Source organism: Roseibium aggregatum (genome assembly GCF_017309185.1).
Taxonomy (GTDB): domain Bacteria; phylum Pseudomonadota; class Alphaproteobacteria; order Rhizobiales; family Stappiaceae; genus Roseibium; species Roseibium aggregatum_B.
In genome coordinates, this window is the sequence record NZ_JAEKJZ010000006.1 from 218,637 (window position 1) to 235,303 (window position 16,667).

The 16,667-nt window shown below is 61.5% G+C and carries 17 protein-coding genes; 12 read left to right on the forward strand and 5 right to left on the reverse strand.

All coding sequences use genetic code 11. From position 1 onward, the window contains the following. Window positions 1-7: 7 nt before the first annotated feature. The 4 genes from JF539_RS22915 (at window position 8) to JF539_RS22930 (ending at window position 2,580) form a co-directional block, all read left to right on the forward strand. Window positions 8-1,495: a class I adenylate-forming enzyme family protein gene (locus JF539_RS22915; RefSeq protein ID WP_207143076.1), complete on the forward strand. Its 1,488-nt coding sequence runs from the start codon at window positions 8-10 to the stop codon at window positions 1,493-1,495. A gap of 83 nt (window positions 1,496-1,578) precedes the next feature. Then, window positions 1,579-1,782 carry a hypothetical protein gene (locus JF539_RS22920; protein WP_207143077.1) on the forward strand — a complete coding sequence of 68 codons (204 nt, stop codon included), beginning with the start codon at window positions 1,579-1,581 and terminating at the stop codon, window positions 1,780-1,782. 294 nt (window positions 1,783-2,076) lie between these two features. Continuing rightward, window positions 2,077-2,337, forward strand: coding sequence for a hypothetical protein (locus JF539_RS22925; protein ID WP_207143078.1), 261 nt, complete (start codon window positions 2,077-2,079; stop codon window positions 2,335-2,337). A 36-nt stretch (window positions 2,338-2,373) separates the two neighbouring features. Continuing rightward, entirely contained in the window at window positions 2,374-2,580 is a 207-nt protein-coding gene (locus tag JF539_RS22930; RefSeq protein ID WP_207143079.1) for a hypothetical protein, read from the forward strand. 13 nt (window positions 2,581-2,593) lie between these two features. Here the strand turns inward: JF539_RS22930 and tlpA are convergent, their stop codons facing one another. After that, window positions 2,594-3,241 carry a thiol:disulfide interchange protein TlpA gene (tlpA, locus tag JF539_RS22935; RefSeq protein ID WP_207143080.1) on the reverse strand — a complete coding sequence of 216 codons (648 nt, stop codon included), beginning with the start codon at window positions 3,239-3,241 and terminating at the stop codon, window positions 2,594-2,596. A gap of 35 nt (window positions 3,242-3,276) precedes the next feature. Between tlpA and argH the strand changes: the two genes are divergently transcribed. The 4 genes from argH to JF539_RS22955 all read left to right on the forward strand — a co-directional run bounded on the left by argH (window position 3,277) and on the right by JF539_RS22955 (window position 9,091). Next, entirely contained in the window at window positions 3,277-4,662 is a 1,386-nt protein-coding gene (argH, locus tag JF539_RS22940) for an argininosuccinate lyase (RefSeq protein WP_207143081.1), read from the forward strand. Window positions 4,663-4,856: 194 nt separating this feature from the next. Further along, window positions 4,857-5,063 carry a lipoprotein gene (locus JF539_RS22945; protein ID WP_207143082.1) on the forward strand — a complete coding sequence of 69 codons (207 nt, stop codon included), beginning with the start codon at window positions 4,857-4,859 and terminating at the stop codon, window positions 5,061-5,063. A 50-nt stretch (window positions 5,064-5,113) separates the two neighbouring features. Next, complete coding sequence (gene lysA / locus JF539_RS22950) at window positions 5,114-6,388, forward strand: diaminopimelate decarboxylase (protein ID WP_207143083.1); 1,275 nt, start codon at window positions 5,114-5,116, stop codon at window positions 6,386-6,388. A 138-nt stretch (window positions 6,389-6,526) separates the two neighbouring features. Beyond that, a complete protein-coding gene (locus JF539_RS22955; RefSeq protein WP_209017520.1) occupies window positions 6,527-9,091 on the forward strand; it encodes a TIGR02302 family protein in 2,565 nt (854 codons plus the stop codon). Between the two features lie 253 nt (window positions 9,092-9,344). Here JF539_RS22955 and JF539_RS22960 read toward each other — a convergent pair whose 3' ends face one another. Genes JF539_RS22960 through JF539_RS22970 form a run of 3 tightly spaced genes read right to left on the reverse strand, consistent with a single transcriptional unit; the run spans window position 9,345 to window position 11,250 of the window. Further along, entirely contained in the window at window positions 9,345-9,740 is a 396-nt protein-coding gene (locus tag JF539_RS22960; RefSeq protein WP_207143084.1) for a response regulator, read from the reverse strand. A 2-nt stretch (window positions 9,741-9,742) separates the two neighbouring features. Continuing rightward, window positions 9,743-10,300 (reverse strand): hypoxanthine phosphoribosyltransferase, encoded by a 558-nt coding sequence (gene hpt / locus JF539_RS22965; protein WP_207143085.1) that lies wholly within the window; start codon window positions 10,298-10,300, stop codon window positions 9,743-9,745. A gap of 2 nt (window positions 10,301-10,302) precedes the next feature. Then, complete coding sequence (locus tag JF539_RS22970) at window positions 10,303-11,250, reverse strand: zinc-ribbon domain-containing protein (protein WP_207143086.1); 948 nt, start codon at window positions 11,248-11,250, stop codon at window positions 10,303-10,305. Between the two features lie 209 nt (window positions 11,251-11,459). Here JF539_RS22970 and ftsE point away from each other — a divergent pair, with 209 nt between their 5' ends. The 4 genes from ftsE (at window position 11,460) to JF539_RS22990 (ending at window position 14,803) form a co-directional block, all read left to right on the forward strand. Next, window positions 11,460-12,119, forward strand: coding sequence for a cell division ATP-binding protein FtsE (gene ftsE, locus JF539_RS22975; protein ID WP_207143087.1), 660 nt, complete (start codon window positions 11,460-11,462; stop codon window positions 12,117-12,119). Window positions 12,120-12,127: 8 nt separating this feature from the next. Further along, window positions 12,128-13,192 carry a cell division protein FtsX gene (locus JF539_RS22980; RefSeq protein WP_207143088.1) on the forward strand — a complete coding sequence of 355 codons (1,065 nt, stop codon included), beginning with the start codon at window positions 12,128-12,130 and terminating at the stop codon, window positions 13,190-13,192. 202 nt (window positions 13,193-13,394) lie between these two features. Continuing rightward, window positions 13,395-13,976 carry a YdcF family protein gene (locus tag JF539_RS22985; protein ID WP_209017521.1) on the forward strand — a complete coding sequence of 194 codons (582 nt, stop codon included), beginning with the start codon at window positions 13,395-13,397 and terminating at the stop codon, window positions 13,974-13,976. A gap of 53 nt (window positions 13,977-14,029) precedes the next feature. Continuing rightward, complete coding sequence (locus tag JF539_RS22990) at window positions 14,030-14,803, forward strand: lysophospholipid acyltransferase family protein (RefSeq protein ID WP_207143090.1); 774 nt, start codon at window positions 14,030-14,032, stop codon at window positions 14,801-14,803. 62 nt (window positions 14,804-14,865) lie between these two features. On the opposite strand, the gene JF539_RS22995 is transcribed toward JF539_RS22990, so the two are convergent. Beyond that, on the reverse strand, window positions 14,866-16,578 hold the full coding sequence (locus tag JF539_RS22995; RefSeq protein ID WP_209017522.1) for a heparinase II/III family protein: 1,713 nt from the start codon (window positions 16,576-16,578) through the stop codon (window positions 14,866-14,868). Window positions 16,579-16,667: the final 89 nt, after the last annotated feature.

Genomic DNA, 16,667 nt, shown 5'->3' on the forward strand with positions numbered 1-16,667 from the left:
CTGTCTGATGAACCTTGCCCGTTATTGCCTGTCCAACGCCAGCCCGTCCGGGGCAAAGACGGCGCTGGAGGTTGTGGGCCCCGGCGCCGAGGTTCTGGAAGTCTGGAGCTACGACCGGCTGACGGCGACCGTTCTCGCCGTCGCCGCCGGCCTGCGCGCGACCGGGATGAAAACCGGGGACCGGATTCTTCTCAGAGTCGGTCACTCCAGCGATTTTCCGCTTCTTTTTTTCGGCGCGATCGCAGGCGGTTTCGTGCCGGTTCCGACGTCCGCCCTCCTGACCTCTTCCGAAGCTTCGGCGATCCTGGCGGACAGCGGCGCGGGTCTTGTGCTCCACGATGGCGAGACGGTTCTTCCCGAAGGAGACGGCATTCCGTTTCTCGGGCCCGACGGCATCCAGGATCTCAAGTCGTCACCCCCGGGGTCCTTCGCCGAAAGCCGTGACGGCGATCCGGCCTTCCTGATCTACACCTCAGGAACCAGCGGGACCCCAAAGGGGGTTCTGCATGCCCAGAGAGCCGCGAGCGCGCGCCGTCCGATGTATGAGGGCTGGTACGGAATCTCGGCCGCCGACCGACTGCTTCACGCGGGTGCCTTCAACTGGACCTATACCTTGGGCGTGGGCCTGATGGACCCCTGGGCGAACGGCGCCACAAGCATCGTTTATGACGGGCCGCGCGATCCGGAGATCTGGCCGGGCATTATCGAGAAAAGCCGGGCAAGCCTGTTTGCCGCCGTTCCGAGTCTCTACCGGCGCATCCTCAAGTACGGCGAGGTCTCTCCCGCCTCGTTTCACGCGCTTCGCCATGGCCTGACGGCGGGGGAGGCGTTGCCGGCGGGACTTTACAGCGACTGGAAGAACCGGACAGGGCGCGAGCTCTATGAAGCCCTCGGCATGAGCGAGATCTCCACCTACATTTCCAGCGGTCCGGATCTTGCCGTCAGGCCCGGCTCTCCGGGAAAACCGCAAGCGGGGCGCAAGGTTGCGGTCCTGCGCGAAACGACGGATGCCGAAGACTTTGCCTTGGCGGGAGAAGCCGGTCTGCTGGCGGTGCACCGGGATGAACCAGGCCTGATGCTGGGCTACTGGAACCGACCGGAAGAAACAGCGGCGGCATTTCGGGGCGACTGGTTTTTGACCGGAGACCGGGCGCGCAAGGACGAAGACGGCTACTACTGGTACGAAGGTCGGGCCGACGACCTCATGAACGCCTTTGGATACAGGGTTGCGCCTGAAGAAGTGGAGCGGGTGCTCGCATCGCATCCTCAGGTGCTGGAAGTGGCTGTGACGGCCGTTCCCGCACGCGCGGGCGTCAGCCTTGTCACTGCATTCGTGGTGCCTCGAGACGCGAAGCAATTCGACGAAGACAGCCTGGCCAGTTACGCTGCGGACCACCTCGCCGAGTACAAGCGGCCCAAGGCGTTCAGGATCATGGACCAGCTCCCGCGGACGCCTTCCGGCAAGGTTCAGCGGAAGTCCCTCAGGCAAACTTAGGGTCCGAACTGTCCAGGTAAGTGTTGGTTAACCGTTGAGTAAGGGCAACCGTTTAAACTGTCGCCTGAATCGGGGAGCTTCAAATGGACAGCGTCGGTATTGCCAGCACATACGCCTTGACCAGTCAGGCGCAGACCCAGCAGGCGCTTCAGTCCGAAATGATGAAGATGGCTGTCCAGCAGGACGCCAGCCTGGTTGCCCTTCTCCAGGAAGGCGCGGAAAATCTCCAGTCGGCGCAGGCCGCCCCAGCCCCTGGCCTTGGTGGCCAGGTGGATGTGACAGCCTGACGAATCAGGCACCCAATCCTTAACAACCGCACGGAAATCACGCGATTTCGGCGTTGAATCGCGTGTTGTCTCCGATCCTGGCTTTTCTTGAACACCGATTTTAGGCGCTTTGGAATGTATTCGTGGCTGTTTCGAATTCAATGACTTGTCGAAAATTACCTAAAGTTTTAAATAAATTTTTCCTTTCTCATAAGTATCCGCCAAAGCATAAACCAGACTTCCCGTTTCCATTTACGAATGCGCTCTACTCCTGAGGCACAATAAAAGCCAAGATCAATCGGGATTGGAAGCATTATGCCTGAAGCGATAGGACATGGACCCGCTCAGGCCTTCCCGCCTACGCTTGGACAGCCTCGGACGGAAAAGGTTGCTCAACAGGCGGAAGCGGCGAGGGCCCGTCAGTCTGAAGCCGCCGCCGAGACAGTTCAGCGACAGGCAAATTTCAGTTCGAACCGCGCCGAATTGCTCAGCGAGCAGGCTGAGAAACTCGAAAAACGCGCGGAGAACCGCAACGTCGATGACGGCCTCGGCCGCTACGTGGACATCAGCGTTTAAGCGCGATCAACGCTGCCCGGCAAAGGAGTATCGATCATGTCGAGCATAACGGAAAGCAATTCATCAGCGGCCTACAGCACCGCGGAAGTGCGCCAGCAACTGGCGACAAACGCGGTTCGCGATCAGAACGAACAGGAACGCCAGGTCGCGACGCGTCTCGAGGAAGCTTCGGAAAATGAAGAAGCCCGCCGCGAAAGCCGCAAGATTCCAGGCCTCGGAGAAGCCGTCGACATCACGGTGTGACCGCGCCTGATCGTTACATCGCCGCCTGAATCAGGTTCTTGGCCTCGCCGGATGCCCATTCGGCGGGGCCGTACATCGTTCCGACCTCGCAGCCTTCGGGACTGATGAGGATCGTGGTGGGCAGTCCCGTCGCACGGGCGACCTTGCGCAGATCCTTCAAAACGGCATTGCCGCTGTCCTGGTAGAAGGCGAGGTGGCCGACGCCAATGTCCTTCAGGAACGCCTTGGGTTTGTCCGGCCCGCCCTTGTCCATGTTGACCGCGACCACTTCGAAGGTCTCCCCTCCCAGGTCCGCCTGCAATTCGTCGAGCGCCGGCATTTCCTTGCGGCAGGGCGCGCACCATGTTGCCCAGAGATTGAGGAGAACGGTCTTGTCCCTGAAATCGGCGAGCGTCAAGGATGCGCCATCGGGCCCCTGGAATGTCAGATTCGTCAGGTCGAGCGGCTGGCTTGCCGGCAAGAATGCGGCTACATCGCCTGTGGCGAACGGTTTGGCGGCCTTCGCGGCGGCAAGGGCTCCGGAACAGCTTTGCGCTCCGGTGATATTGCCATTTGGACCGGCGATCACGTATAGAGCCGCTAAAGCGGCCGCTGCGCCTGCCAGCCCCGCGGCGAATTGACCGCGTCTGGAGCTTCGTGCGGGTTCTTCTGGCTTAGTCATTCGTCACACCTGAGGCGTCTTTTAAGGGACAGATCATGAGCAATCGCATGTGGGGAGGCCGGTTCGCCGAGGGACCGGACGCCATCATGGAGGAAATCAACGCCTCCATCGACTACGACCGGAAGCTATATAAGCAAGACATCGACGGCTCGAAAGCCCATGTGCGCATGCTCGCGGAAAAAGAGATCGTGACGCGCGACGATGCCGAGACCATCGTTCAAGGTCTAGACACAATTCTGTCAGAGATCGAAAGCGGTAAGTTCGAGTTTTCCCGTGCGCTCGAGGACATTCACATGAATGTGGAGGCCCGTCTCGCCGAACTGATCGGTCCGGCGGCCGGACGGCTGCACACGGCTCGCTCGCGCAACGACCAGGTGGCGACGGATTTCCGCCTGTGGGTGCGCGATACGCTGGACACGCTCGACGCCCAATTGACGGAGCTGATGCAGGTGCTGGCCGAAAAGGCGGAAGCCCACGCCGCGGACGTCATGCCGGGCTTCACCCACCTGCAGTCCGCCCAGCCGGTGACTTTCGGGCACCATCTCCTGGCCTATGTCGAGATGTTTTCCCGTGACCGGGGCCGGGTGCGCGACGCGCGCAAGAGGATGAACGAATGCCCGCTGGGATCGGCGGCTCTTGCAGGCACCTCGTTTCCGATCGACCGGCATATGACCGCCTCGGCACTCGGCTTCGACCGGCCGACCGCGAATTCCCTCGACGGGGTGTCGGACCGGGATTTCGTGATCGAAGCTTTGGCGGCGGCGTCGATGACCGCGATGCATCTTTCCCGCCTGGCCGAGGAAATCGTGATCTGGTGCTCGGCGCAATTCGGTTTCGTGAAACTGTCGGACAAATTCTCCACCGGCTCGTCGATCATGCCGCAAAAGAAAAATCCGGATGCGGCGGAGCTTGTGCGCGCCAAGTCCGGCCGGATCTACGGCTCGCTTCAGGCGCTTCTGGTGATGATGAAGGGTCTGCCTCTGGCCTATTCCAAGGACATGCAGGAAGACAAGGAACAGGCCTTCGACGGGCTGGCCAGCATTTCCCTGGCGCTTGCCGCGATGACCGGAATGATGCGCGATCTCGAACCTGTGACCAAGGCCATGAAAAAGGCGGCTGGTTCGGGCTATTCCACGGCGACGGATCTGGCGGACTGGCTGGTCCGGGTGCTGGGTCTGCCTTTCCGGGACGCCCATCACGTCACCGGTCGGATCGTTGCGCTCGCGGTTGAGAAAAACGTCGAATTGCACAAGGTTCCTCTTGAAGAGATGCAGGCGGTCGAGCCGAAAATCACCGGGGAGATCTTTTCGGTGCTTTCGGTCGACAAGTCCGTGCGCAGCCGGACGAGCTTTGGCGGCACGTCGCCGGTCAACGTGCGCAAGCAGGCGCGGCGCTGGCTGAAGGAACTTTCGAAGGCCTGACGCAAGCCCTCGCGACGGCTGAGCGAAAGCGGTCTTGCCGAAATCCGTCAGCCGTGCGAGGAGAAGGTCAGGGGCAGAAAAACGGGATTGCCTGGATCCGCGCCGGGCAGAGGCGATGCCGGGTTGTCACTGCCGCGTGGATTTCAAGGGTCCCGGTGCCCGGACAATAGTCAATCTGGAAGGCGTTTTTTGCAATGACACTCCGCTTCGGATCTCTGGCGATCGTCGGCCTTTGCGCGGCATTGACCCTTGGCGGTTGCGGGCGAAAGGGCAGTCTGGAAAATCCGTCCAAGCCGACGACGGCAACGGCCGCCGTGGACCCGGCGGATGCCGCCGCACCTGTTGAGCCCGCCGACCCGCAAAGCGAAAAGTCCTTCTTCCTGGACTTTCTCATCAAGTAAAATTTTCAGCGTGGCATACGGTCTGCGCGATAGCCGCATGAGGGCTCCAATTGCATCATTTCGACTATAAAAACGGTGCCCTTTACGCCGAGGACGTTGCGATCGAAGACATTGCAAAGGCCGTCGGCACGCCTTTTTACTGCTATTCGACGGCGACGCTGACGCGACACTACGACGTGTTTTCATCGGCTTTCGGCGATATTTCCGCTCTGGTCTGCTACGCCATGAAGGCCAATTCCAACCTGGCGGTCCTGAAGACGCTGGCGGATCTCGGCGCCGGCATGGATGTGGTCTCGGAGGGCGAATTGCGCCGGGCCCGGGCCGTCGGCGTTCCGGCGGACAAGATCGTCTTTTCCGGCGTCGGCAAAACGGAAGCCGAGCAGGCCTACGCGCTTGAGGAAGGCATTCTCTGCTTCAACGTGGAATCCGAACCGGAGCTCATTCAGCTTTCCAGGGTCGCCAGCCAGATGGGCAAGACCGCGCGGGTCTCCATGCGCATCAACCCGGACGTGGACGCCAAGACCCATGCCAAGATCGCAACGGGCAAGGCGGAAAACAAGTTCGGCATCCCGTGGCAGCGCGCGCGCGAGGTCTATGCGGAGGCGGCAAGCCTTCCCGGCATCGAGGTGACCGGCATCGACATGCATATCGGGTCCCAGATCACGGACCTGAACCCCTTCGACAACGCTTTCGCGCTGTTGAGCGAGCTGATCGCCGATCTTCGGGGCGAAGGCCACAAGATTGATCATGTGGATCTCGGGGGCGGTCTCGGCATTCCCTATGTCACGGACAACAATCCGCCGCCCGATCCGGAAGCCTACGCGGCGGTGGTCAAGAAACATGTGCGCGCGCTCGACTGCAAGGTCCTGTTCGAACCGGGGCGGATGATCGCGGGCAATGCGGGAATTCTCGTGACCGAGGTCATCTACGTCAAGGAAGGCGCGGACAAGACCTTTGTCATTGTCGACGCGGCCATGAACGATCTTATCCGTCCGACGCTCTACGAAGCCTTTCACGAGGTCCGTCCCGTTCGGCAGGAAACCGGTGCTGAAGCGCGAATCAAGGCCGATATCGTCGGCCCCGTTTGCGAAACGGGCGACTTCCTGGCGCAGAATCGGGACATGGCTCGGGTAAATGCTGGGGATATGTTGGCCGTTTTTTCGGCGGGGGCATATGGAGCCGTTCAGTCCTGCACCTACAACTCCCGCCTGCTTGTGCCCGAAGTCCTCGTAAACGCAGATCAATTTTCGATAATCCGGCCACGGCCGAATTTCGACGATCTGCTCGGCCTTGACCGAATTCCCGATTGGCTCAAGAGTTCGTGAGAGCTCTCGCGAAAAATTAGTTGTTCCGACAGGTTGCCGGACGGCGTCCTTTGCCTCACCTTATATGATGGCCGTCGATCGCCGCGCGCTGCTCCGGCAAGCGCAGCGTGGCCGGGCGATCTGTAACCGGAGGCGCTTTTGACCCCGACTGACAGCAATCGAGACCCCGAACCGAAGATGGATCCGGAGCCTTATGGCTGGCGTTTCTTCGTCAAGGCCCGCCTGGACAGGATTGTCCGGCAAAGTCGTTGGGCTCTTTATGTCGAACGTTTCTGGCGCGCTTTTTTGCCGCTTCTTGTCGTCATCGGATTTTACGTCGGCCTGTCATGGCTCGGTCTCTTTCTGGCCTTGCCGGCCTGGGCAGGCCCGCTGGGCATCATTGTCTTTCTGGGGGTGGCCGCCTGGGCGGCGAAGGATCTCTTCAGGCTGAGGTGGCCGACGCGGGGGGACGCGCTTGCCCGTGTCGAAAAATCGTCCGGTTTCCAACACCGTCCGCTGACTGCGCTGGAGGATGAGCTTTCGGTCGGGGCCGGGGACCCGGAAAGCCAGGCCATCTGGGCCCTGCATCAGCGCCGGACCGCCGAAGCCGTTGCCGCGGTCCGGGCGCAGCCGCCAAGTCCGCAGGCGTTTCGGCGCGACCCCTGGGCGCTCCGCGTCCTTGCGGCAAGTCTGGTGGTCATCGGTTTTTACGCCGCGCATGGCGATTATGGCGGCCGCCTCGTCTCGGCCTTTCAAAATCCATTCACGACCGTGGAGCCGCCGAGCCGGCTCGATGCCTGGGTCACGCCGCCGCTCTATACGAGCGAGCCGCCGATTTACCTGACCGGCGAAAGTGCGCAGCTGCGCGACCCGTCCGCACCGATTTCCGTGCCCGAAGGGGCCATACTCGTGGTCAGGAGCCAGGGTGCGCCCGGCCTGACCATGACCTTTGCCGGGGTCGACGATGCCGAACCCGCGTTGATCGAACCGGTGGAAACAGGCGATCCCGCGGATCCGGATCTAACCAAGCTGTTACCGGTGGAGCGCAGACTTGAGCTTCAGACAACCGGCGTCGTTGAAGTTGCCAACGGCGACGATCCCCTGATGAGTTTCGTCTTCGCGGTCCGCCCGGACGATGCGCCGGAAATCCGGCTGGTCGACGACCCGGAACCCCAGCTCAGCGGAGCGCTGAAGTTTTCCTATCTGGTAAACGATGATTACGGCGTGGTGTCCGCGGAAGCCGCCATTGCGCCTCTTCCCAACCCGGATCACGGGGATCGGGTTCCCCGGCCGCTGGTCGAAGCGCCGCAGTTCCCGCTTTCTCTGCCGCCGCGCGCCGGAACCGCCAAGACGGCGGAAACGATCCGGGATCTCACCTCGCATCCCTGGGCGGGCTCGGAAGTCGATTTGACGCTGATGGCCAGGGATCAGGCCGGCCAGGAAGGGCGTTCGCCCGCTTACCGGATCACGCTGCCGCAGCGCAGGTTCGCCAAACCCCTTGCAAGGGCGGTCGTGGAGCAGCGGCGCAATCTTGCACTGGACGCGCAGAACCATGCGCAGGTCATCACCGCCATGGACGCACTGATGCTTGCGCCCGAGCTGTTCGGCATCAAGCCGCGCAACTACCTCGGCATGCGGTTCGCCTACGGGCATCTGATCGCCGCCCGGTCCGATGAAGAGCTGAAGGACCTGCTGCCGCTCTTGTGGGATCTGGCACTGTCGATCGAGGACGGCGATCTTTCGGCGGCGGAGCGCAAGTTGCGCGATGCCCAGGAGGCGTTGCGCAAGGCGCTGGAGGAAGGCGCAAGCGACGAGGAAATCGCCAAGCTGACCCAGGAACTGCGTGAGGCGCTCAACGAATACATGCAGGCTCTGGCCGAGCAGATGCGCCAGAATCCGCAGGTCATGCAGCCGTTCGACAGCAACCAGCAGACGATCGACCAGCAGGACCTGAGCGAAATGCTGGACAAGATCGAGGAACTGGCGCGCACCGGTTCGCGGGATGCGGCGCGCGAATTGCTTGCTCAAATGCAGCAGATGCTGGAGAACCTCCAGGCCGGGCGCCCCCAGATGATGCCCGAAGGCATGACCAGCGAAATGATGGAAATGCTGAATCAGCTCGGAGAAATGATCCAGAAGCAGCAGCAGCTCATGGATCAGACCCACAAGTTCAATCAGGATCAGCAGCAGCCCGGCGGCCAGCAGCAACAGGGCCAGCAACAGCAGCTGACCCAGGAACAGCTTGAGCAGATGCTCAAGCAGCTTCAGGAAGGCCAGGGCGATCTCGCGCAGCAGCTCCAGCAGCTGATGGACCAGCTTGGCCAGAACGGTATGGGCCAGAACGAGGCTCTGGGCGAAGCCGGCGAATCCATGGGTCAGGCCCAGGACTCCCTCGGTCAGGGTCAGGGGCAGCAGGCGCTCGGTCAGCAGGGCAACGCCCTTGACGCCCTCAGACGCGGTGCGCAGGGCTTGACCGAACAGATGATGGGCCAGCAGGGCGAAGGCATGGGCTCGCCCGGCGGACCGTCGCCGATGGATGAGGATCCTCTCGGCCGGCCACGCAGGACCGAAGGGCCCGATCCCAACAACCGGGTGCAGATTCCAGATGAGATCGACGTTCAGCGGGCCCGGCGTATTCTTGAGGAACTCCGCCGCCGGTTCTCCGATCCCTCGCGTCCGCGGCTCGAACTCGAGTATCTCGAGCGCCTGCTCAAGCGCTACTAGAGTCCTTCCCGGTCATCTTGAACCATTTGATGGCTTTTGACGGCTCGCTCGGCAGGGCGCGTCGCAAAATGCGATGCGGTGCATCGTGCAAGTGGCGCAACGCTGCCGATGGGCCGTCAAAGGTCACCCGGATCGGACAAAAGCGAGTAAAAAATCACTCTCTTAGGGACGGACATGTGAAGAGATACTCATTCTCGAAAAACAAAGCCCCGCCTCTGGCGGGGCTCCCGGTCCGTCGGACATACAAGCCGAATCAGGCGTATCGGCGCGTTTCGCCGGGCAGTTCGCCGGCGATAGCGCCCCGCACGGCCTTGCGTATGTCGGCAAGCGAGAAGGGTTTGGCGACGACGTCGTGAACCAGGGCATCCAGGCCGCTGGCCCGCTCGCGCTGGTCCGCGAAGCCGGTCATCAACAGGATGGGCAGCTCGGGATAATCGCGTGCGGTATGGAGGGCGAGCGCGATCCCGTCCATGACAGGCATCTTGATATCGGACAGGAGCAGGTCGTAGCCGCCTTCGTTCCGGGTCAGGACTTCAACCGCTTCGCCGCCGTCTTCCGCCACTTCCACGGAATGTCCGTCCAGTTCCAGAGCGCGTTTCACGAAGCTGCGTACCGCTTCGTCGTCTTCAGTAAGAAGAATGCGAGCCATGCTCACTCTCCCGTCTTGCCATCTGCCGCCGCGTCGGGGGCAACATATCCAATGTAAGGCAACTGCCGCCAAGCATGGCCCATATCCATACCATATCCGACGACGAACTTATCAGGACAGGTAAACCCGACATAATCGGCAGATATGGCAGCTTTACGGCGCTCCGGTTTGTCGAGGAGGGCCGCGATCTTTACCGAACGGGCGTCGCGGCTCAACAAGCTTTCCCGCGCGAACGCAAGCGTTCGGCCCGATTCGAGTATATCGTCCACCAAGAGTATGTCGCGGCCGTTAACGTCACTTTCAACATCGCGCAAAATCCGGATATTTTCCGAACCTTCCGTTCCGGCTCCGTAGGAGGACAGGTGAAAAAACTCCACTTCGGGCTCCAGGCCGGCGCGGTGCATGGCGCGCAAAAGGTCCGCCGCAAAGATGAAACTTCCTTTCAGAACGGCGACAACCAGAAGGTTGCGAGGTTTGCTCTCGGCAATCTCGTCCGCAAGCGCGGCAACCCGCAGGGCAATGGCATCTTCATCGAAAAGTGTGTGAATATCGGTGGTCATGGTTACTCAAGTACAACTTGCCGGCGGCCGCGATCGACGAACCGGACCTGGATATCGGAGGATTCGTTGGGCGGATCGGCCAAAATGGTTCTGAACCGGGTTTCGTCCAGGCCATTCAACGATTGCGTTCTGGGCTCTACAGTCCAAGCGTAAATTTCTTGCGAACCGGCGTTGCGAATCGACAGCCGGACGGCCGGAACGGTGTTCGGCTCTTCCAGGAGGTTCCGGATCGAGCCTTCGACAACCAGAACCGTTTTCCCGGACTCGTCTTCCGTGAAGGTGCGCAGATTACGGAATTCCAGGCCGCGCAGATTGACATCAAGGCCGACCAGGCGGAACAGGCTGGCGAGGTCGGGCGATTGTTTGACGATGTCGTTGCGCATCAGCACCAGAACGGTGCAAACGGCCAGGGCGGCGCCGAACAGCGCCAGTCCGCCGACGCGCTTGTAGTTGCGCCGCGCAAGCCAGCGCATGACCGCGCCAATCTGGTCTTTCCGGAACTTGTCCGGGTTAACGACGATTTTGGGACGTTTCGCATGGGACTCGATGTCGGATTCGACACCCGAGTCGTCTTCGTCCTGCTCGGATTCCATGTCTGCGGCGAATCTGTCTTCATCCGCCGCGGTTTCAGGAGCCGTGAAAGTGGGGCTGAACGCCTCCGGTTCCTCTTCACCGTCAAGGTCTTCGTCGGGCCCGGTGTCCAGGGTTTCCTCGCGGGCATCGGCCGCCCAGTCCGCCTCGTCCCTGTCGGCGCCGGCAGCGTCCGCCGCGGTGTCGTTCGAGGTCTTGTCCGTTCCTGCCTTGGAAATCGGTTCCAGATCTTCCTCGTCCTCGGAAGACACGAACCAGCGGTTGCCGCATTTGGCGCATTTGACGCTGCGGCCCTCCGGCCCAAGGGCCTCCGCCTTGATCTCGTAGGACGTGCTGCAGTGCGGACATTTGATCTTCATGTCAGAAGACCTTTCGTCATGGCATGCTCTGGGTTAGGGCTCCAGAAGACTGAGAGCGTGACCGGCGGCTCCATATCCGGCACGAAATTCTGGACAAACGCCAGTGAACACCGTGACGGGTTTTGCGACCTCCAATGGACATTTATATGATTAATGCACCGTTAACGGCCTGGCTATAGCGTTTGGTCTATCAACAGGAGAGTGTTTGAGTGATCCGCTTCGAGAATGTCGGATTGAGATACGGCATGGGTCCCGAAATCCTGAGAGACCTCAGCTTTCAGATCGAGCCGCAGTCCTTTCAGTTTCTGACCGGTCCGTCAGGCGCGGGAAAAACCAGCCTGATCCGGCTCCTGTTCATGTCCCTGCGTCCGACCCGCGGCCTGATCAAGGTGTTTAACCGCGATCTGAGCGTGATCGACAAGCAGGAATTGCCGAAACTGCGGCGCAAGATCGGTGTGGTCTTTCAGGATTTCCGGCTGCTGGACCACCTGACGACCTACGAAAACGTCGCGCTGCCGCTCAGGGTGATCGGCAAGGAGGAGGCGGAGTACCGCTCCGATGTGATCGATCTTTTGAAATGGGTCGGTCTCGGCGACCGGATGCATGTTCTGCCGCCCGTGCTTTCGGGCGGCGAAAAACAGCGCGCGGCGATTGCACGGGCACTCATCACCCGGCCGGAAGTTCTGCTCGCGGACGAGCCGACCGGTAACGTCGATCCGCCGCTTGCGCGTCGCCTGTTGCGTCTGTTTATCGAATTGAACAAACTCGGCACTTCCGTTGTGATTGCGACCCACGATATCGCGTTGCTGGAACAGGTGGATGCGCGTCGCATGGTTCTGGCGGACGGCCGCCTTTCGATTTTTGACTAGGCGGACGCATGGCTGAGACCCAGGACGAAAAGAATCAGGGCGGCGGGAAGAAGCCCGCATCCGGTTCGGACGTGAAGCCGCCCCGGCGCATGATACGGCCGAAGCGGTCCGGCGGACCGAAGAAAAAACCCGCGGCTCAACCGAATCAGCCGGACCTGGGCGACGCGGCCAAGCTCCGTCCCGCCGCCGCGATCGTCCCGCCGCAGTCGGTGGCGGGACGTGCCTTGACGCTCGTTGTCGCGATCATGAGCTTTCTGGCCTGCCTGACCGTTGGCGCGGTCTCGGTGGTCTGGGATGCCGCCGATGCCTGGCAGAACGACCTTGTCCGGGAAATCACCATTCAGATCCGGCCGAACGAGGGCGTCGATATGCTTCGCGAAATCGACAAGGCTGTGGCTCTGGCGCAGGAATTTCCCGGCATCGGGTCCGTTCGCGCGCTTTCGGACGCGGAGACCAAGTCGCTTCTGGAACCGTGGCTCGGGGAAGGGCTGGAACTCGAAGGCCTACCGGTTCCAAGGCTGATCCAGATCACGGTGGACGATCCGGAGCTTTTGAACCTCGACCAGTTGAAGAGCCTGGTATCGCAGCAGGTCAGCGGCGCGAGCGTCGACGACCATTCGATCTGGACCTCCCGCCTGTCGGCGATGGCCGGCGCGGTCGTCATCGGGGGAGTCGCGATCATGGTCCTCGTGCTCGGTTCAATGGTTCTCAGCGTCGTTTTCGCCACCCAGGCGGCGATGGCCGGCAACAAGGATGTCGTGTCCGTTCTGCATTTTGTCGGGGCCGAGGACAGTTTCATCGCCCGGGAATTTCAGCGGCACTTTCTGATGCTCGGCCTGAAGGGCGGGGTTTCGGGCGGTCTTGCGGCGATTCTTTGCTTCATTGTCCTGGATATGCTGACACGGCAAAGCTCCGGCCAGGCGGGCACCGATCAGCTTTCGGCGCTGTTCGGACCGGTGTCCGTCAGCCTGCCCGGTTATTTCGGCGTCTTCGGAGTTATCTTCCTCGTCGCCATCCTGACTGCCCTAACGTCCGGTCTGGCTGTCAAGGCCCACCTTGCGAAAGTGGATTGATTTTGTTCGCCAATGCCGTGAAATTGGCAGAATCATCTATCATGGTGCGGCTATGACACAGGCCAACACAGTTATCGGCTCCGCATTGGAGGATCGTGTTCCGGCTGCCAGGGAACGGCATGGGTCTCCGCCGCGTGAAGAGGGAAGGGCGGAAGAGCTGTCCGGCACTGAAACAGGCCGCTTGCGGAAAAGGCGTTCCGGATTGCGAATCGCTTTTGTCGCGGTTGTCGTCGCGCTGATGGCGGGCGCCGTCGGCCAGTTCGTGTTCTTCGCCCACAAGATTGCATCGGCCAAGGTGCCGGAAACGGCGAACGCGGACGCAATCGTTGTCCTGACCGGCGGTCACGCCCGGGTCAACGAAGCCATCAGGCTTCTGGAGGAAGGCCGGGCGAACCGGCTCCTGATCTCCGGCGTGCACCCGGGAACCACGCGGGAGCAGCTTGCCGTGGTCACCTCCTCGCACAAGCCGCTGGAAAAAGGCAGTGTCGATCTGGATCGCGTGGCGCTCAACACGGCGGGAAATGCGGCGGAAACCGCAAGCTGGGTCCGCAAGAACGGGTTTAGCTCGCTCCTCCTCGTCACCAGCGCCTATCACCTGCCAAGGGCGGAGGCGGAGCTGTCGGGCGCTCTGCCGGACGTGATGCTGATTTCCTATCCGGTTTTTTCCAAGGATCTGAAGCTGGACGCCTGGTACAAGGAGCCGGCAACGATGCGCCTTCTCATTCGAGAATATGTGAAGTATATCGTTGCCCGGCTGCGGATAACCGTGATGGGCGTGCGCTGACGGCGCCGGGTCCTCGCAGGGCGGCCACCTCGTCTCTTCAGTCTGACGGTGCCATGGTTTTTCTGCGTTCCTCTCTCTTTCAGATCCTGTTTTATCTGGTCACGTTTTTCCTGATGATCCTGTTCTCGCCGGTCATGCTGCTGCCGCGCAAATGGGGCTGGTGGGTGGTGCCGACGTGGTCGAACGCACTGCAGCTCGTGATGCGTTTCACCGCCGGGATCAAGGTGGAGATCCGCGGCAGGGAAAACCTGCCGAAGGGCGGCTTCATAGCCGCGATGAAACACCAGTCCGCCTGGGAAACCGTGGCCCTGATCCCGCTGTTCAGAAGTCCGACCTTTATCCTGAAGCGGGAACTGCGCTGGATTCCGATTTTCGGCTGGTATACCGCCAAATTCAAACAGATCCCGATCAACCGCGGCAAACGCACGGAAGCCCTGGCGGCGATGATGGAAGCGGCGCGCGAAGCGATCGCCGAAGAGCGCCAGATCCTGATCTTTCCGGAAGGGACGCGGCGGCCTGCGGGAGCCGACCCGCAGTACAAGTTCGGCGTCGCTCATCTCTACAAGGACCTGAATTGTCCGGTCGTACCGATTGCCCACAACGCCGGGCTCTATTGGCCGCGGGCGTCCTGGAAGGTCTATCCCGGTACGATCATCGTCGAGATCCTGCCGCCGATCGAACCGGGCCTGAAGCCTGATGCGTTTCACCGGCGTATGGTCGATGACATCGAAGCGACAAGCAACCGGCTGATCGAGGAGGCGCGCCGGGCAAAGCACCCGTCGCCGGTGTTGCTGTCCCTGCCGTCCGTTTCGCAGCCCGAGAGCTGAGCCGGTAATACCAACCTCAACAAACAAGACCCTAGTTGATGAGGTTGGAATAAGGCGCCGGACTATTCTTCGAGCGGCAATTCGCCCGGATCGTCGAAATCGCTGGTGCCGCGCCGGCTCAGTTTGGCCTTGGCGGTCTTGCGGAACTGCCAGCCGACAGACGGGTTTTCCTGAAGCGATCCGGAAATCACGATCTGCTCCGATTTCCGGTGACCGTAGACATCCGAGAGATAGATACTTTCTTCAAGCGACAATTCGCAACCGGGCGCCTCGAACTCCCAGGCTTCGCCGTCCCGGCACACCACCAGAACGGCGGAGCCCGCGCGGATCAGGGATGTGCGCAGCCCGGGATAGAGGTGAAACCGGATTGCGTACCGATGCTCGGGGTCGACGCGCGCGACCGCGGCGAGCGTGTCGATACCGTCCAGCACCGTGCCATCCCCCGACAATCGCATGTCGCGTTCGTGAATGACCTGGAATTCCTCCGCGTAGCCGTCATGGGAGGCGGTGATCCGGCTGCCCGCCGCGTCGTCCTCGCGGTCGACGGGGACGTTTTCCGGTCCGTAAAGGATCGGCGCGCCGAGCAAATGGCCGAAAGGCTTTTCGGAAAGAAACCGGCAGGAGGATGTGTCCTCGACCGTTATCGTCGAATGGGCGGCCGTTGACCGGCTGACCTTGCGCCAGAGCGGGTTCGACCGGGGCGACACCCCGCAATTGACGATCATCCGGTTCGTTCCGGACGAAAACTCAAACGACAGGCAGCCGGCATGCGCGTCGCCGGAAACGCCAAGCGCCGGGGGGCGCCCGGTATCGATCAGGACCACCGAGTCGCCGCCGCTCAGTCGCTGATAACCCGAATGCGGCGCATTTGTCGGCGGTGCGCCTCGGGCGTCGTCGTAGGCGAGGATCGTCGCCACCAGATCGCTCGGGGTCGAGCCCATGCCGTTGAAATGGGCCAGCATGCCGTCGCCGTGGCGGAAGAAGCGCAGAAGCGGCATCATCCTGTCCACCGACTGCAGCATGGCCGGCGGCATTTCCAGTCCCTGGGCCACGAAGGCCTGCCGAACGGGAAGAAGATCCGTCAGGATTTCGATCAGCGCACGGGGGTTTCTGGAAATGTGCCCGCCGTCCGGCAGGATCTGGCGCGACAGTTCATGTTCAAGACGGCGGATGCTTTGACGCGCGAAACGGCCCTGGCCGGCCATGGAGATGCAGGCCGAGGCGATGGCGAGCGCCGCCTGCAGCCGTTCCACGCCGTCTTCCGTCTCGTTGATCGTCTGGCGCAGATAGCGGACCTGCCGTGCCAGGGATTTCACGAAGCGCCGGTAATAATCGTGGTCGCCGTCCTGAAGCAGGAAGGGCGAGTGGGAAAGCCAGGACAGGATGCGACGGGTGACGACGGCGGCTTCCCAGCCGATATCGTGCCACCGGCCGCTGAACTTGATCCAGTCCTCCACCAGGGCCCGGGCGTTCTGGCGGGCGATCTGGCTGTCGGCGGTCCGCAGGTCCCTGAGCCAGCCGAAACTGTGCAGCTCGCGCTGCCAGTCCTCGTGCACCGCCTTCAGTTCGAAGGGCGAACGGCCTTGGGTTTCGACGAGATGGCCGGAAAACAGAAAACGTCCGCCATAGATATCGGCGGCATTGGTCGCATCCGCTGTCCGCAAGTCCTGTGGCGCGATGAGCAGTCGCGACGGCACAGCCGAAAACGGCTGCATGCGGAACAGCGGTCCGCCATGCATCCATTTCAGGGAACGTTGCCAAATATGCAATGCCACAAGACGCCAGATCCGGCCTCTCTCATTTAGACTTGCGATACTCACCAAACCATCCCCGGCATCGATGGCTTTTGCGCTGCGATAGGAGT

Excerpts from the sequence above, each read along its gene's own strand:
- JF539_RS22915 (WP_207143076.1), top strand. The coding sequence starts at position 8 with ATGAACCTTGCCCGTTATTGCCTGTCCAACGCCAGCCCGTCCGGGGCA.
- JF539_RS22920 (WP_207143077.1), top strand. The coding sequence starts at position 1,579 with ATGGACAGCGTCGGTATTGCCAGCACATACGCCTTGACCAGTCAGGCG.
- JF539_RS22925 (WP_207143078.1), top strand. The coding sequence starts at position 2,077 with ATGCCTGAAGCGATAGGACATGGACCCGCTCAGGCCTTCCCGCCTACG.
- JF539_RS22930 (WP_207143079.1), top strand. The coding sequence starts at position 2,374 with ATGTCGAGCATAACGGAAAGCAATTCATCAGCGGCCTACAGCACCGCG.
- tlpA (WP_207143080.1), bottom strand. The coding sequence starts at position 3,241 with ATGACTAAGCCAGAAGAACCCGCACGAAGCTCCAGACGCGGTCAATTC.
- argH (WP_207143081.1), top strand. The coding sequence starts at position 3,277 with ATGAGCAATCGCATGTGGGGAGGCCGGTTCGCCGAGGGACCGGACGCC.
- JF539_RS22945 (WP_207143082.1), top strand. The coding sequence starts at position 4,857 with ATGACACTCCGCTTCGGATCTCTGGCGATCGTCGGCCTTTGCGCGGCA.
- JF539_RS22960 (WP_207143084.1), bottom strand. The coding sequence starts at position 9,740 with ATGGCTCGCATTCTTCTTACTGAAGACGACGAAGCGGTACGCAGCTTC.
- hpt (WP_207143085.1), bottom strand. The coding sequence starts at position 10,300 with ATGACCACCGATATTCACACACTTTTCGATGAAGATGCCATTGCCCTG.
- JF539_RS22970 (WP_207143086.1), bottom strand. The coding sequence starts at position 11,250 with ATGAAGATCAAATGTCCGCACTGCAGCACGTCCTACGAGATCAAGGCG.
- JF539_RS22980 (WP_207143088.1), top strand. The coding sequence starts at position 12,128 with ATGGCTGAGACCCAGGACGAAAAGAATCAGGGCGGCGGGAAGAAGCCC.
- JF539_RS22990 (WP_207143090.1), top strand. The coding sequence starts at position 14,030 with ATGGTTTTTCTGCGTTCCTCTCTCTTTCAGATCCTGTTTTATCTGGTC.